At 48.1% G+C, this 15,551-nt stretch carries 13 protein-coding genes; all 13 read left to right on the top strand.

The window, feature by feature from the left end:
- The first annotated feature begins 23 nt into the window (after window positions 1-23).
- The gene (gene rfbF / locus ACJ2PR_RS10805) at window positions 24-875 is read left to right on the top strand and encodes a glucose-1-phosphate cytidylyltransferase (protein WP_446877005.1); all 852 of its coding nucleotides are present in this window, start codon (window positions 24-26) and stop codon (window positions 873-875) included.
- Complete coding sequence (locus ACJ2PR_RS10800) at window positions 799-1,848, top strand: NAD-dependent epimerase/dehydratase family protein (protein ID WP_446877004.1); 1,050 nt, start codon at window positions 799-801, stop codon at window positions 1,846-1,848. The genes rfbF and ACJ2PR_RS10800 overlap by 77 nt, the downstream gene beginning before the upstream one ends.
- Before the next feature lie 9 nt (window positions 1,849-1,857).
- Window positions 1,858-3,075: a methyltransferase domain-containing protein gene (locus ACJ2PR_RS10795; protein ID WP_446877003.1), complete on the top strand. Its 1,218-nt coding sequence runs from the start codon at window positions 1,858-1,860 to the stop codon at window positions 3,073-3,075.
- A 261-nt stretch (window positions 3,076-3,336) separates the two neighbouring features.
- Entirely contained in the window at window positions 3,337-4,380 is a 1,044-nt protein-coding gene (locus ACJ2PR_RS10790) for a glycosyltransferase (protein ID WP_446877002.1), read from the top strand.
- 257 nt (window positions 4,381-4,637) lie between these two features.
- Window positions 4,638-5,873: a methyltransferase domain-containing protein gene (locus ACJ2PR_RS10785; protein ID WP_446877001.1), complete on the top strand. Its 1,236-nt coding sequence runs from the start codon at window positions 4,638-4,640 to the stop codon at window positions 5,871-5,873.
- Between the two features lie 82 nt (window positions 5,874-5,955).
- Window positions 5,956-7,107, top strand: coding sequence for an NAD-dependent epimerase/dehydratase family protein (locus tag ACJ2PR_RS10780; RefSeq protein WP_446877000.1), 1,152 nt, complete (start codon window positions 5,956-5,958; stop codon window positions 7,105-7,107).
- Window positions 7,107-8,444 carry a UDP-glucose dehydrogenase family protein gene (locus tag ACJ2PR_RS10775; RefSeq protein ID WP_446876999.1) on the top strand — a complete coding sequence of 446 codons (1,338 nt, stop codon included), beginning with the start codon at window positions 7,107-7,109 and terminating at the stop codon, window positions 8,442-8,444. Before ACJ2PR_RS10780 ends, ACJ2PR_RS10775 begins: the two co-directional genes overlap by 1 nt.
- A 29-nt stretch (window positions 8,445-8,473) precedes the next feature.
- On the top strand, window positions 8,474-9,787 hold the full coding sequence (locus ACJ2PR_RS10770) for a DUF4910 domain-containing protein (RefSeq protein WP_446876998.1): 1,314 nt from the start codon (window positions 8,474-8,476) through the stop codon (window positions 9,785-9,787).
- A gap of 51 nt (window positions 9,788-9,838) precedes the next feature.
- Complete coding sequence (locus ACJ2PR_RS10765) at window positions 9,839-10,627, top strand: glucose-1-phosphate cytidylyltransferase (RefSeq protein WP_446859369.1); 789 nt, start codon at window positions 9,839-9,841, stop codon at window positions 10,625-10,627.
- A gap of 24 nt (window positions 10,628-10,651) precedes the next feature.
- Window positions 10,652-11,305: a PIG-L deacetylase family protein gene (locus tag ACJ2PR_RS10760; RefSeq protein ID WP_446876997.1), complete on the top strand. Its 654-nt coding sequence runs from the start codon at window positions 10,652-10,654 to the stop codon at window positions 11,303-11,305.
- 459 nt (window positions 11,306-11,764) lie between these two features.
- Window positions 11,765-12,688 carry a phytanoyl-CoA dioxygenase family protein gene (locus ACJ2PR_RS10755; protein WP_446859367.1) on the top strand — a complete coding sequence of 308 codons (924 nt, stop codon included), beginning with the start codon at window positions 11,765-11,767 and terminating at the stop codon, window positions 12,686-12,688.
- Between the two features lie 52 nt (window positions 12,689-12,740).
- Complete coding sequence (locus ACJ2PR_RS10750; protein WP_446876996.1) at window positions 12,741-13,964, top strand: class I SAM-dependent methyltransferase; 1,224 nt, start codon at window positions 12,741-12,743, stop codon at window positions 13,962-13,964.
- Between the two features lie 67 nt (window positions 13,965-14,031).
- Window positions 14,032-15,276: an L-2-hydroxyglutarate oxidase gene (gene lhgO, locus ACJ2PR_RS10745; protein ID WP_446876995.1), complete on the top strand. Its 1,245-nt coding sequence runs from the start codon at window positions 14,032-14,034 to the stop codon at window positions 15,274-15,276.
- Window positions 15,277-15,551 lie beyond the last annotated feature (275 nt).

Genomic DNA, 15,551 nt, shown 5'->3' with positions numbered 1-15,551 from the left:
GCATACCATTTGTGGGAGTTTTCATGAAAGTCGCAATTTTGGCAGGCGGATTGGGTTCTCGTCTTGCCGAAGAAACTGAAACCAGACCGAAGCCAATGATCGAGATTGGAGGCCGTCCGATTCTCTGGCACATTATGATGCACTACTCTACCTATGGCTTCAAGGACTTTGCGATCGCCCTCGGCTACAAAGGCGAAGTCATCAAAAAGTACATGGTGGACTATTGTTCGCTTAACAGCAATCTGACGGTAAATTTGCAAACGGGACAGATTGAACTGCACGGCGGCGTAAAGCCAGACTGGACGATCGACCTGATCGACACCGGACTCTCGACTCAAACAGGCGGACGAATCAAGCGCCTGGCTCCCTATATGGGCAATCAGACCTTTATGCTGACCTGGGGCGACGGCGTGTCTGATGTGGATCTGGATGCACTGTTGGCGTTTCATCGATCGCACGGAAAATTGGCGACTCTGACCGCGGTGCGGCCTCCGGCGCGGTTTGGCCATCTGCAACTGGATGGAGAGCAAATTGTCGAGTTTTCTGAGAAGCCTCAGATCGGAGAAGGCTGGATCAACGGCGCGTTTTTTGTGTTGGAGCCGGGAATTTTCGACTACATTGATGGCGATACAACCCATTGGGAAAAAGAACCCTTAGAGCGGTTGGCTAGAGATGGGCAGTTGATGGCTTACAAACATACGTCTTTTTGGCAATGTATGGACACCATTCGCGAGAAGAAAATTCTCGAAAGCCTCTGGGAAAGCGGCAAAGCACCTTGGAAAGTTTGGGGAGATCAGAATGCGAGTTTTGTTAACGGGGCACAAAGGCTACATCGGCACAATCATGACACCCCTGCTAATCGCAGCCGGGCATGAAGTCGTCGGATTTGATAGCGACCTCTATCAGCGCTGTACGTTTGGTGGCCGTATTCCCGAAATTCCCTGTCTACAAAAAGACATTCGTGACGCTGACGCGGCTGATCTGGCGGGATTTGAGGCAGTCATTCACTTAGCGGGATTGTCGAATGATCCGCTGGGCTATTTGAATCCTGACCTGACTTACGCAATCAACTACGCAGCCTCAGTGCATTTAGCAAAGCTGGCAAAATCAGCCGGGGTGGAGCGATTCATTTTCTCGTCGTCTTGCAGTAATTATGGAGCGGCGGGGGATACGCCTGTGAATGAAACTTCTGACTTTAATCCTGTCACGCCCTACGGTTCTTCAAAAGCGATGACCGAGCAGGAAGTGACGAAACTGGCAGACGATCGCTTCTCTCCTACCTTTATGCGAAGTGCGACGGCCTATGGAGTTTCGCCTCGATTGCGCTTTGATCTGGTGTTAAACAATTTAGTCGCGTGGGCCTTTACGACGGGCAAAGTGTTGATCAAAAGTGACGGCACACCCTGGAGACCGATCGTTCACGTTGAAGACATTTCTCGCGCCTTTCTCGCGGTACTGTACGCGCCTCGTGAACTGGTTCATAATCAGGCGTTTAACGTGGGACGGACAAGCGAAAATTACCGGATTCGAGACATTGCTGAGATTGTGAAAGCAACCGTTCCGGGATGCGAAGTAGAATACGCCGAGGATGCGGGCCCTGATCTACGCTGCTACTGTGTGGACTGCGACAAAATCGCTCAAACCCTGCCTGAATATCAGCCCCAGTGGACGGCCCAAAAGGGAGCCGTGGAACTTTACAACACTTACCAAAAGGTGGGGCTAACGCTGGATGAGTTTGAGGGCGAAAAGTATAAGCGGATTGCTCACATCAAGTACTTGATCAATGATGGAATGCTCGATTCCAATTTGCGGTGGCAGAAGACGACGCTAACTGAGACGGAGTTGTAGAATTCACCCATGAGTCATCCTACTTGCCGTTCCTGTGGCAACCCTGATCTCGATATCATCATTGACTTTGGGCAAACGCCGCTTGCTGACGCGCTACTTACCCATCCCCAACAGCCCGAACTCACCGCACGGCTCGATTTTGCCTTTTGTCCGGTCTGCTCGCTAACGCAGATTACAGAAACGGTGCCGCCAGAAATTCTGTTTTGTCGAGACTATCCTTACTTTTCCTCGGTTTCGCCGTCGCTGATGGAGCATTTTGGGCAGAGTGCCCGATCGCTGATCTCATCCCGGCACCTCAACGCTAACAGTCTGGTGATCGAAGCCGCCAGCAATGACGGTTACATGCTCAAAAACTTTGTCGAACAAGGCATTCCCGTTTTGGGCATCGATCCCGCTGACGGCCCAGCAACGGCTGCTCAAAAGGTAGGAATTCCCACGCTCAACACGTTTTTTAATCAAGAATTGGCGCGAGACCTACGATCGCAAAACAAAGTCGCAGATGTCTTTTTAGCGAATAATGTGTTAGCCCACGTCCCCGATCTCAACGGCTTTGTCGAAGGGATTCGCACGATTCTCAAAGAGACGGGAATTGCCGTAATGGAAGCTCACTATGTTGTTGATCTGGTCGATCACGGTGAATTTGACACCATTTACCATCAGCATTTTTGTTATTTCTCGGTGACAGCGCTCGATCGCTTGTTTCGTCGCCACCATTTATATCTCAATCATGTGGAGCGAGTTTCTGTCCACGGCGGATCGCTGCGCGTCTTTGTCGAGCCTGTAGAAGCGGTGCGCGAATCGGTAAAAATATTATTGGAAGAAGAAAAGAATCGTCACGTCGATCGCCTGGATTATTATTTGAACTTTGCCGATCGTATTCAAACCATCCGTCAAGATCTGCTCGCCATTCTGCGGGATCTGAAGCAACAAAATAAACGAATCGTAGCCTATGGAGCCGCCGCCAAAGCAACCACGCTACTCAGTTATTTTGGCATTGACCAGCAGCTAGTTGATTACGTTGTAGATTTGAATCCGTTTAAGCACGGACGATACATGGGTGGAAATCACTTACCGATCTTTCCGACTGCCAAACTGTTAGCAGACCAACCCGATTATGTCCTGATTTTAGCCTGGAACTTTGCCGAAGAAATCATGCGCCAGCAAGCCGATTATCAGCAACAGGGCGGTCAATTTATCATCCCAATTCCATCTCCCAAAATTGTTTAATCGAGAGCAATCGATCGCTGCTTAAACTTGACACTTGTGGGTGTTATTGATCACTAACCCTGTTTGATCAGCACATACTTATCGATCGTAGAAGCCATACAACCAGAGCATTTTAGGCTTTCTCAACGAATAAACTAACGCTTCCTTTGCGCCTGATTTTTCATAAGAAGCTGCCATATCAGCGAAGTGTGGCCGACAAGCCTTTGACACACAAAAGCTCCAGGATCGCCCCTATACTCACCTGAAAAGGAGGCGACAAACATGGATGCGAAAAAGTCAACTCTGGTTTCGATCGTCATTCCCAGCTACAACAATGCGTCATTTATTAGTGAAGCGATCGAGAGCGTCCTTGCCCAAACTTATCGTCCCATTGAAGTGATGGTCATTGACGACGGCTCCACCGACACCACGCGCGAAATTTGTGCCCGCTATCCCTCAGTTGCTTATCACTACCAACCCAATCAAGGGGTCAGCGTTGCCCGCAATCATGGGCTTGAGAAAAGTCGCGGATCGCTCGTACTGTTTCTGGATAGTGACGATCGCCTGCTGCCTGACGCGATCGCCACCAACGTCGCCTACCTGCAAACTCATACGGACGCTGGCTTTGTATTTGGACTATCGAGACCCGTTGCGGCTGATGGCGCACTAATAGCCGACCCACAAGAGCCTGTTGAGACTGCCAATTATCAAGCACTGCTGCAAGCCAATTTGGGGATTTGCCCCTGTGGAGTTGTGTTGTTTCAGCGTAGCGTTTTTGAAGCGATCGGGCAGTTTAACCCCGCCCTCAGACTGGCTCAAGATTATGATCTCTATTTGAGAGTTGCCAGAGCCTTCCCCATTTATTGTCACAACCAATTAATTGCTGACTATCGCCAACATGCAGAAAATGCTTCAAGCCAGGCCACCCGGATGCTCAAGGCAGTTTTAGGCATCATCGATTCTCAGCAAGACTACATTCAAGCTCACCCCCACTACCAGGAAGACTCCGAAATCGGCAAAAAAAACTGGTCAAAATTTTTGGGATCTGTCCTTGCAGGCAAAGTTGGAAATGAAGCCAGAGCCAAGCGATTTGTACCTGCTATACGCACAATGTTGCTGCTAGTACGCTACCATCCCAGCGCTTTTCTCCAGTATCTAGGAAAGCTGAATCGGCTCATGGCTGTCTCGCTTCAAGTCAAAAACACGAAGAACAAGGTGCTTATCTTTAAATCGTCTGTGGACTACAAACTGAATGGAGTGGAATCCCTAAACTGTTTCCTGACAAGGCATTTTGAACAAGACACGCTAGACATTTTTAACCGTTAACAGAGTGAACCCTTCTAATTTTTCTGCATGTATTTTGAGTAAAGACTGTGCAGACTTGGGTAAAGATTACGTAGAAGTGCCGGACGTTGACTAGGAAATTCAGTAGAAGTACCGCAGACTTTAGACAGATGTTTAGAATCGTCCGAAGTTGTTAACGGACAGCATTGACTCTGGTAAATTAGGCTCGGCAAGTTGAGTCAAAACTTCCTAATTAAACCAGGTGATCTGAATGTTTTCCACTGCAAGGTGCACTGTCTATGAATAGTTCGAGTTGTCGATTTTGCGGATCTCCTCTGCACCACACCTTCGTTGATTTGGGCATGTCGCCGCTGTGTCAGACCCACATCACCCCCGAAGAACTCAATCATATGGAGCCGTTTTATCCGCTTCATACCTATGTTTGTGACAACTGTTTTCTTGTGCAGTTGCAAGAATTCGTCAGTCCCCAGGATATTTTTACTGAGTACGCTTACTTTTCGTCTTATGTAGATGCGCTGCTCAAGAATGCCAGTGACTATGCGGATCTGATGGTCGATCGCTTCCACTTAACCCCCGACAGTCAGGTGATCGAGATCGCGAGTAATGATGGCTATTTGTTGCAGTATTTTCTCAAAAAAGGAATCCCCGTTCTTGGTGTCGAACCTGCGGTCAATGTGTCTCAGGTGGCGATCGATAAAGGCATTCCCGTTGTCAATCGGTTTTTTGGGAAACAGACGGCGATCGACCTGGCCGATGAGCGCGGCAAAGCTGATTTGCTGTTAGGCAATAATGTTTTGGCCCACGTCCCCGACATCAATGATTTTGTCTCTGGGATGAAAGTTTTGCTCAAGTCTGACGGCGTGATCACGATGGAGTTTCCTCATCTGATGCGTCTGATGGCGGAAAACCAGTTCGATACGATTTACCACGAGCATTTCTCTTATCTGTCTTTCACAGTCGTCGAGAAGATTTTCGCGCATCATGGGCTGACGCTGTTTGACGTTCAAGAAATTCCCATTCACGGCGGCTCGTTGCGAATCTATGCCCGTCACGCCGAAGACAGTTCTAAACCTGTGGGAGAGCGCGTTACCGAACTTTTGGCACGAGAAGACGCGGCTGACTTTAACAAGCTAGAAACCTACTTTACCTTCACCGAGCAAGTCAAAGAAACCAAGCGCAAACTGCTGGAATTTTTGGTCACTGCGAAACAGAAGGGCAAAACGATCGCAGGCTACGGCGCTCCCGGCAAGGGAAATACGCTACTCAACTACTGCGGCATTCGGACTGATTTTCTCGACTATACGGTCGATCGCAACCCTTACAAACAGGGCAAGTTTACCCCCGGAACGCATATTCCCATTTTGTCGCCTGACCAGATTCGAGAAACCAAGCCCGACTATCTGCTGATTTTGCCCTGGAATGTGAAAGACGAAATCATGAATCAAGTCTCCTACATTCGCGAGTGGGGCGGACAGTTTGTGATTCCGATTCCTGAAGTCAAAATCTATTCCTAGTCGTCAATTCATCGTCGTCAATTCGTCGCTGTTAATTCAGCAATTTGAACTTACTAATCACTTCACTATCTCCCGGACACCTATGGTTGGAACGAGTAATGTGAGCGTCGATCGCCAATCCACTCTCAGCGCCAAAGACATCATCACCCAGGATCTCGATTACATTTGCGCCAATCTGACTGAGGAATTTGGTCAAATGGCTGGCAAAAATCTGCTGATCACAGGCGGCGCTGGCTTTTTGGGCTACTACTTTGTGCAATCCGTTCTCCACTGGAATCAGAAAGCGGACTCTGGACAGCAAATCAACCTCACGGTCTACGACAACTATTCGCGCGGCGTTCCTACTTGGCTGATGGATCTCAAGGGCGATCCGACGCTGACGCTGCTCAAACATGACATGACTCAGCCCCTCCCGCCCGACATGGGAGACTTTCAGTACATCATTCACGCCGCTTCGATCGCCTCTCCCACTTTTTACCGCAGAGACCCGATCGGCACGATGGATGCCAACGTTAATGGATTGCGAAATCTGCTGGAACACTTCAAAAATCAGCAGACACAAGGCAAAGAAGTCGGCGGCTTTTTGTTTTTCTCTAGCAGCGAGATCTATGGCGATCCGTCTCCTGAGCATATTCCGACACCCGAAGACTACCGTGGCTATGTGTCTTGTACCGGCCCGCGTGCCTGCTACGACGAAGCCAAACGCTATGGCGAAACGCTCTGCGTCAATTTTGCTCAACAGTATGGACTGCCCATCAAAACAGCGCGTCCGTTTAATAACTACGGGCCAGGATTGAAGATTACCGATCGTCGCCTTCTCCCTGATTTTGCGCGAGATATTTTTTCGGGTCGAGACATCACCATGCTGTCAGATGGGTCGCCCAAACGCACGTTTTGCTATGCGGCTGACTCGATCACAGGCTACTACAAAGTGTTGGTCAAAGGTCGCGCAGGCGAAGCGTACAACATTGGGATTGAGACACCTGAAATCTCGGTTGCAGAACTGGCAGAACGGGTCGTTTCTCTCGCTCAAGAACTGTTTGGCTATCAAGGCAAAGTCGTTCGCAAAGTCAGTGAAGACCAGGATTATTTGGTAGACAATCCCAATCGCCGCTGTCCGATCATCGAAAAAGCACGAACTCATCTAGGCTACAATCCGACCATCTTTGTCGAAGAAGGACTGAGACGATCGCTGATTTGGTATCACGACAACCAGGAAGCGGAGGACGCATAATGCAAGTTTCGATCATTGGCACAGGCTATGTCGGATTGGTGTCGGGCGTTTGTTTTGCAGAAAAAGGGCATCAAGTCCTCTGCGTCGATATTGACCCCATCAAAGTTGAAAAAATCAACCAGGGCATTTCGCCATTTTACGAACCCGGATTAGACGAACTGCTAGAACGCAACATTCACACTCGTCTCAAAGCCACGACCGAATTTCGGAAAGCGATATTGGAAACCGATGTTTCGTTGATCGCCGTGGGCACTCCATTCGATGGGCGAGAAGTCGATCTGACCTACGTCAAGCAAGCCGCTCAACAAATTGGCGAAGCGCTCAAAGACAAGTCCACGTATCATCTAGTGATCGTCAAAAGTACGGTCGTTCCGGGCACAACCGATCAAGTGGTGTTACCGATTCTGGAAGCGGCTTCTGGCAAAAAAGCGGGCGTTGATTTCGGCGTGGGCATGAACCCAGAATTTCTGACCGAAGGCGAAGCGGTGAGCGACTTTATGTATCCCGATCGCATCGTCCTGGGCGGTATTGATGACCAAAGTATCGATCTGCTGGGCGAACTTTACAGTGGATTTGAAGGAGTCGATCGCGTCAGAACCAACAACTCGACCGCAGAGATGATCAAGTACACCTCGAATTCTCTGCTGGCGCTGCTGATCTCCTTCTCGAATGAAGTGGGGAATTTGTGTGCGGCGATCGGCAACACCGACATCGTAGACGTGATGAAGGGCGTTCATAACAGCCGCTATTTGACCACGATTTTGCCCAATGGCGATCGCGTTGTCTCGCCGATTACAAGCTTTTTGGCGGCTGGCTGTGGTTTTGGAGGAAGTTGTCTGCCCAAAGATGTGAAGGCGCTGATTGCCCACGGTGAAAAGCACAATCGTCCGATGCCCTTGTTAGACGCGGTGATTCAAGTCAATCAGGCTCAACCTCAACAGGTGATCGATCGACTTCACAAGCACTTCCCCTCGCTGGAAGGTGTTCGGATTGCCATTTTGGGACTCTCCTTTAGACCCAACACCAACGACATGCGCGAATCTCCCGCGATTCCTCTAATCAAAGATCTGTTGGCACAAAAGGCAGTTCTGAAGGCTTACGATCCCGTTGCCAATCAGGAAGCGGCCCATATACTCGGTTCTGACCAGCTCGATTTTTGTGACAGTTTGGCTCAAGTTCTCGAAAACGTGGATGCGATCGTGCTGGTGACGCGGTGGGATGAGTTTCGATCGGTGCCCCAAATCCTTTCTCAGACAAATCCACAGCCATTATTTATCGATGGTCGCCGTCTATTGGAGAAGCAGAGCATTGAGCGCTACGAAGGAATTGGGCTGTAACAACCTGTGACCTCAAGAGGCTAAACGCCATGAATATCATTGATCTCAGACGAGAACTTGATCTAGACCACACGGCACAGGAAATCTATCAGTTTGCGGTGGAGCTGTACCCGATTTGTCGCAGCATCACGGGAAACGGCTTTCGCCAAACGCTGAATCAGATTCAATCCCACATTCCTCTGACGCTCTACGAAGTGCCGTCTGGAACTCAAGTTTTTGACTGGACGGTGCCCAGAGAGTGGAATATTCGCGATGCTTACGTCAAAAATTCTCAGGGCGATCGCGTCATTGACTTTCAAAAATCCAATCTGCATGTGGTGAACTACAGCATTCCCGTTCATCAAACAATGTCGCTGGAAGCCTTGAAGTCTCATCTGTTTACATTGCCCGATCGCCCCGATTGGATTCCCTACCGCACGTCTTACTACAAAGATAGCTGGGGATTTTGTCTGACTCACAAGCAATTTTTAGACCTTCCAGAAGACGAGTATGAAGTCTGTATTGACTCAACTTTGGAGCCTGGAAATCTAACTTACGGCGAGTATTATTTGCCGGGCGAAACGACGGATGAAGTGCTGATTTCCTGTCACGCTTGTCATCCTTCTCTTGCAAATGACAACTTGGCTGGGATTGCGATCGCCACCTTTTTAGCCAAGCAGTTAAGTCAGATTGCGCGTCGCTATTCCTATCGATTTATTTTCATTCCAGCTACCATTGGTTCGATCACCTGGCTCAGTCAAAACGAAGATCGGGTCGCCAACATTAAGCATGGGTTGGTGTTGAGTTGTTTGGGCGACTCAGGTAAATCAACCTACAAAAAAAGTCGGCGAGGCGATACTGAAATCGATCGAGCAGTTCTTCACGTTTTGCAGCATTCTGGACGGGAATTTGAAGCGATCGAGTTCATTCCCTACGGCTATGATGAGCGGCAATACTGTTCTCCAGGGTTCAATCTTCCAGTCGGTTGTCTGATGAGAACTCCGAATGGTAAGTATCCTGAATATCACACATCGGCTGACAACTTAGAATTTATTCACCCTGTCTACCTGAAGGATTCTTTTGCCAAATGTTTAGCGGTTTTCTCGGTTCTGGAACACAATAGAACTTACTTAAATCAAAATCCCAAATGTGAACCTCAGCTAGGAAAACGGGGACTTTATCGGGCAGTGGGTGGCACGTCAGGGAGTGGGATTAGTGAAATGGCGATGCTGTGGACGCTCAACTTATCGGATGGTCAACATAGTTTATTGGAGATTGCCGATCGCTCTAATTCTGACTTCGATGCGATCAAAAAAGCTGCCGATGCCCTGATCAAAAACGATTTGTTAAAAGAATTGCTGTGACATCAAAAAACAGGGAATTCTTAGAGAAATTAACGCAAGGAGACTATTCCAATGAAAGTTGTTTTGTTTTGTGGCGGTTTAGGAACAAGACTTAGAGACTATTCCGAAAGTATTCCAAAGCCGATGGTGAATATTGGCTATCGACCGATTCTTTGGCATTTGATGAAATACTATGCCTACTATGGTCACAAAGAATTTATTTTATGTCTTGGCTACAAAGCTGACTTTATCAAAGATTACTTTTTGAACTACAACGAATGTTTGTCAAATGACTTCGTGTTATCGAGCGGCGGTAAAGAAGTTCAAATGTTGAATAGTGACATTCAAGATTGGAAGATTACCTTCGTTGATACAGGTTTACATTCCAACATTGGTCAGCGTCTAAGAGCCGTCGAAAAACATATCGGCGATGACGAAATTTTTCTAGCAAACTACAGCGATGGGTTGACCAATCTTCCTTTAGATCATTACATTGACAACTTTATTCGACAAGATAAAACAGCGAGTTTTCTTTGTGTCAAACCAACGCAAACGTTTCATGTCGTCTCGACTCAAGAAAATGGTTTAGTTACCAGCATCCAACACGTAACAAGCTCAGATACACGAATTAATGGTGGCTTCTTTGCCTTTAAGAGAGACATTTTTAGATTCATGGAAAAAGGTGAGGAATTAGTAATCGAACCCTTCCAAAGACTCATCGAAAAAGAAGAACTGATTGCCTATAAATACGACGGCTTCTGGACTTGCATGGACACTTTTAGAGACAAACAAAATTTGGATGATATGTATTCTCAAGGCAAAGCCGTTTGGGAAGTTTGGAAAACGCCTGAAATTTTGTAACGCCACGATTCACGGAGAGCAAAAGTGCTGAAGTTACAGTTTGACCAAACCGACGATTCGACGTATCGAGTTTTGTGTCTCGGTGCCCACTGCGATGATATCGAAATTGGCTGTGGAGGAACGATTCTTAAGCTAATTGAAACCTATCCAAACCTCGTTTTTTACTGGGTTGTCTTTAGCTCTGGTGAAGTACGATCGAAGGAAGCATTTCTCAGCGCCAACCGATTTCTCAAAGATGCAAAGGTTGAGAATATTGTCGTCAAAAACTTCCGAAACAGTTTCTTTCCCTTTGTAGGGGCTGAGATTAAGGAATATTTTGAGGAAATTAAGCAGGCATTTTCACCCGATCTGGTCTTCACTCATTATCGAAAGGATGCCCATCAAGATCACCGCTTAATTTCTGATTTAACCTGGAATAGTTTTCGAGATCACTTAATTTTGGAGTATGAAATCCCCAAATATGATGGTGATATTGGTAACCCCAATTTCTTTGTGCCTCTCGACGAGACGATTTGCCAACGCAAAATTCAAACCATTCTAGATGTCTTTGAAACACAGAAAAAACGACAGTGGTTTACTGAAGATACTTTTCAGGCACTCCTGCGGCTGCGAGGTGTTGAGTCTAATTCCCCCAGCAAATTTGCGGAAGCTTTTCACTGTCGAAAGGTCGTGATGTGATCTGTAGAGCAAACGATCGAAGGTTTCAATTGATTAGCGATTTATTAGCAATTTAGGAGATCTCTGTAGGGGTCTCTTTTTCTTTGAGGGTCGATTTAATATCATCTCTTGATGAAATTTTAGAAATCTTTTATTAGCCTCCATAATACAGAGCAGCTTTACTCAACCTTTAAATTGAAAACTTCGATGAATGCTGAATATGACTGAGTGATCACCCCAAACCTTAAAGAAATTCATCCATAACCATGAAGAGTGCATGAAAGGACTTGCCCGAAGATTTACGGAAGAGATAAGGTTTTTGGAACGATCTAACGCTGGCTCAAGCTGCAAGCCAGAATTTAAGCCTAGCGTTTGAGTCTGATATTGAAGATTGATCAGAGTTTTTCCAGAGAGTTTTTCCACCGAAACGATCGCCAGCCACACCTGTCATTTTGTTGCAATCGCTGAGAGAACCCCTCAATGCATACTGTTTACTTTGATTCTGCTGTCAGTGACTCGGTAAGACGACAACGCCTTTATCAAGGGCAAATCTTCGTCTTTTCGCCGCGCCCTAGCACGTTAGCTCTGTGTCAGCTTGCCCGCGAGATGCTCGAAGCGGCCTTTGCTCCCCTCGATCCCAAAACGGCTCAATATCATCTGTCAGTTGAGGAATACGTGGCGATCGTCGCTCCTCTCAAGCCTCAGTTTATTCATCATCCCAGCACCAAGCAGTTGATTCGGGACGTTTTGACTGATTTGGCGTGCGATTTAGATCAGACCTATTTAGATGTGCCGCGCTTTCGCATGGTGACTTCGGATGGTTATCTGACAAGCGGTGTGGGATATGCTCACCATCCCCATCGAGATACGTGGTATTCTGCGCCGATGTGTCAGCTTAACTGGTGGCTCCCGCTTTATGAGATTGAGTCTGAGAGTTCGATGGCGTTTCACCCTCGCTACTGGAATCAGGCTGTAGAAAACGAATCCAGCAGTTTTAACTACTATGAGTGGAACCAAAACGGACGCAAAAATGCCTCACAGCACATCAAGTCAGACACTCGCAAACAGCCCCACGCAACTGAAACGATCGAGCTAGATCCCCAGGTTCGCGTTGTCTGCCCCGCTGGAGGAATTGTCTTATTTTCGGGCGCGCAAATGCACTCAACGGTGCCCAACACGTCGGGTGTGAGCCGCTACAGCCTTGATTTTAGAACGGCACACCTGGACGAAATTCTTTCTAAAGGGGGCGCTCCTAACATTGACTCTGCGCCTACGGGCACTTCGCTAAGAGATTTCATGCGCGGCAGCGATCTTGCTCGACTTCCTGAAGAAATTGTGTCTCTTTATGATGCGACCCCCAGCGAGGAAGGTTTGATTTTTCAGCCTGAATTAAGTTCGGTTTAAGTTAGTTCAGATTTAGCCAATCCTGCGATCGTCCCATTCACAAACATTTCTCATGAGTCAACCGCCCGTTATTGAACAAGCTAACCCGATCGCACCGCAGACGACCCAGGCTTGCCCAAGCTGCGGACACTCAGCACTTGCGGTCTTTTATGAGGTGAAAAACGTCCCCGTACATAGCTGTTTGATGATGCCGACTCAACAGGAAGCGCTGGATTTTCCCTGTGGGGATGTGGCGTTGGGTGTTTGTTCGCAGTGTGGATTTATTACCAACGTGGCGTTTGATGCCCGCCATTCTGACTACTCGCCGATTTATGAAGATCAGCAGAGTTTTTCACCGACATTCAACTCTTTTGCTCACAAACTGGCAACTCGGCTAATTGAGAAGTTTGACCTGCACGATCAGGAAATTGTCGAAATCGGCTGCGGCAAAGGTGACTTTTTGGTGTTGCTGTGTGAGTTGGGCAACAATCGCGGACTGGGTATCGATCCCACTTCGGTGAGCGGACGAGTCCAGAGTCAGGCAGCCGATCGCATCCAATTTATCCAAGACTATTATTCTGAAAAATATGCCGATCGCTGCGGTGATTTGATCTGCTGTCGCCACACCTTGGAACATATTCACCAAACCGCTGAGTTGATCAAAACGATTCGTCGATCGATTGGCGATCGTCTCGAAACCACCGTCTTTTTTGAAATCCCAGACATGGGACGAGTTCTCAAAGAGCAGGCGTTTGAAGACATTTATTACGAACACTGTTCTTACTTCACCCCTGGATCGCTGGCTAGATTGTTTCGTCATGCAGGATTTGAGGTCGAAGATTTGTATCTGGACTACGGCGATCAGTATTTGATGATCGAGGCGCGTCCTGTCGTCACACCTTCTACCAAAATCCACCCAGCCGAGGAGAGCGTAGACCAACTTTTGCAAGCGGTTCAGCACTTCACAACCTGTATCGCCCCCAAATTAGCCTATTGGAAACAGCACCTAGAGGACATGCGATCGCAGGGAAAACGCATCGCCGTCTGGGGATCTGGCTCTAAATGTGTAGCCTTTCTGACGACATTGGGGACTCAAACCGCGATCGACTGTGTGGTAGACATCAATCCGCATCGTCACGGTCGATTTATTCCAGGGGTGGGGCAAGAGATTCGATCGCCTCAGTCTCTCAAAGAGTATCAGCCCGATGAAGTGATTGTCATGAATGCGATCTACTGTACCGAGATTCAACAAATGCTTGACCAAATGGGCGTTTCAGCCCACCTTGTTTCAATTTAACGTCCAAAAAATAACGAAACACCCTTTTCAAGGCTAAGAACGGTTCACCGACGGTCAGGGCTACCTTATGTATGATTTTGCAATTATTGGCGGCGGCATTATTGGCTTATCGACAGCCATGACTTTGGCAACCCGCTATCCCAGCGCTAAGATTTTGCTGCTCGAAAAAGAAAGCCAGTGGGCCCACCACCAGACCGGAAACAACAGCGGTGTGATTCATTCAGGCATCTATTACCCACCTGGCAGTTTCAAAGCCAAATTTTGTCGCGAAGGCAGTCGATCGCTGATCCAATTCTGTCGAGAACATCGCCTCGATCACGAAGTCTGCGGCAAAGTCATCGTCGCGACTCAACCCCAAGAACTGCCCCATTTAGAAATTCTCTACCAGCGAGGACTCCAAAACGGTCTGCCCGTCTCCCGTCTCACACCCGCTCAAGTTCAAGAAATCGAACCGCATGTGCGCTGTCTGGCTGGCATCCGCGTCACCTCAACGGGAATTGTCAACTATAGACAGGTTTGTCAGAAATATGCAGAACTGGCGATCGCCCAGGGAGCCGATCTGCGCCTCAACACTCAGGTCGAAATGTTGGTCAAAACCAGCGAGGGACACGGCATCGCCACCCCCAACGGCATGTTTAACACTCGATTTTTGATCAACTGTGCGGGACTCCACAGCGATCGCCTCACTCAACTCACCAAAACCAAACCACCCGCCAAAATTATTCCATTTAGAGGAGAATATTATGAGCTAAAGCCAGAAAAGCGGCATCTCGTCAAAACGTTGATCTATCCCGTTCCCAATCCCAACTTTCCTTTTTTGGGCGTTCACTTTACTCGAATGATTGACGGTAGCGTTCATGCGGGCCCTAATGCGGTTCTGAGTTTTAAGCGAGAAGGCTATCACAAAACTGATTTCGATCTACGTGACTTTGCTGATGTGGTCACCTACCCTGGCTTCTGGAAGCTTGCCGCCAGACACGCCGATCAAGGGCTGCGAGAAATGGCTCGATCGTTCAGCAAAGCCCTGTTTGTGCGGAGCTTACAGCGATTGATTCCCGACATTCAATCCGACGATCTGATTCCCACTCACGCTGGAGTCAGGGCCCAGGCGCTTCTACCCGCAGGCAAACTGGTGGATGACTTTTTGATCGTGCAATCGGGGAATGCTCTACATGTCTGTAACGCCCCTTCCCCCGCCGCAACAGCCTCGCTGGAAATCGGTCAAGCGATCGCCGCTCAGGTGCCGACTACCCAATTTTCTCCCGTGTTCCTCAGCCCCACCTCGCTCAACGTCAACGCGAATTCTACTTAAAGTAATCGACAAGAAACATAATGATTTGACAAACAACCGCCCCAGACCGTCCAGAATTTACTGAAGCTTTGTTTAATTAATTCATAGCTTCTTCGTATCTTTGCTGACTCTATCCTGTCGTATTCCGTCAAATCTTTAAATCGCCTTTCAACAACACCCTTTTCGGTCAGATATTCAGAGAGCCTAGTCAGACATGAGACCCTTCCTACCCAAGCCCATCCTTTCCCTTGCTGGATTGACCCTCCTCACCTGGGCCACAGCTTCCCCGCTCAACG

The sequence above is a fragment of the Phormidesmis sp. 146-33 genome (assembly GCF_052939515.1).
This window is presented reverse-complemented; position numbering and strand designations above follow the sequence as displayed.

Coding starts and splice junctions, on each gene's coding strand:
- lhgO (WP_446876995.1), top strand. CDS start 14,032: ATGTATGATTTTGCAATTATTGGCGGCGGCATTATTGGCTTATCGACA.
- ACJ2PR_RS10790 (WP_446877002.1), top strand. CDS start 3,337: ATGGATGCGAAAAAGTCAACTCTGGTTTCGATCGTCATTCCCAGCTAC.
- ACJ2PR_RS10770 (WP_446876998.1), top strand. CDS start 8,474: ATGAATATCATTGATCTCAGACGAGAACTTGATCTAGACCACACGGCA.
- ACJ2PR_RS10755 (WP_446859367.1), top strand. CDS start 11,765: ATGCATACTGTTTACTTTGATTCTGCTGTCAGTGACTCGGTAAGACGA.
- ACJ2PR_RS10780 (WP_446877000.1), top strand. CDS start 5,956: ATGGTTGGAACGAGTAATGTGAGCGTCGATCGCCAATCCACTCTCAGC.
- ACJ2PR_RS10750 (WP_446876996.1), top strand. CDS start 12,741: ATGAGTCAACCGCCCGTTATTGAACAAGCTAACCCGATCGCACCGCAG.
- ACJ2PR_RS10775 (WP_446876999.1), top strand. CDS start 7,107: ATGCAAGTTTCGATCATTGGCACAGGCTATGTCGGATTGGTGTCGGGC.
- rfbF (WP_446877005.1), top strand. CDS start 24: ATGAAAGTCGCAATTTTGGCAGGCGGATTGGGTTCTCGTCTTGCCGAA.
- ACJ2PR_RS10795 (WP_446877003.1), top strand. CDS start 1,858: ATGAGTCATCCTACTTGCCGTTCCTGTGGCAACCCTGATCTCGATATC.
- ACJ2PR_RS10800 (WP_446877004.1), top strand. CDS start 799: ATGCGAGTTTTGTTAACGGGGCACAAAGGCTACATCGGCACAATCATG.
- ACJ2PR_RS10785 (WP_446877001.1), top strand. CDS start 4,638: ATGAATAGTTCGAGTTGTCGATTTTGCGGATCTCCTCTGCACCACACC.
- ACJ2PR_RS10765 (WP_446859369.1), top strand. CDS start 9,839: ATGAAAGTTGTTTTGTTTTGTGGCGGTTTAGGAACAAGACTTAGAGAC.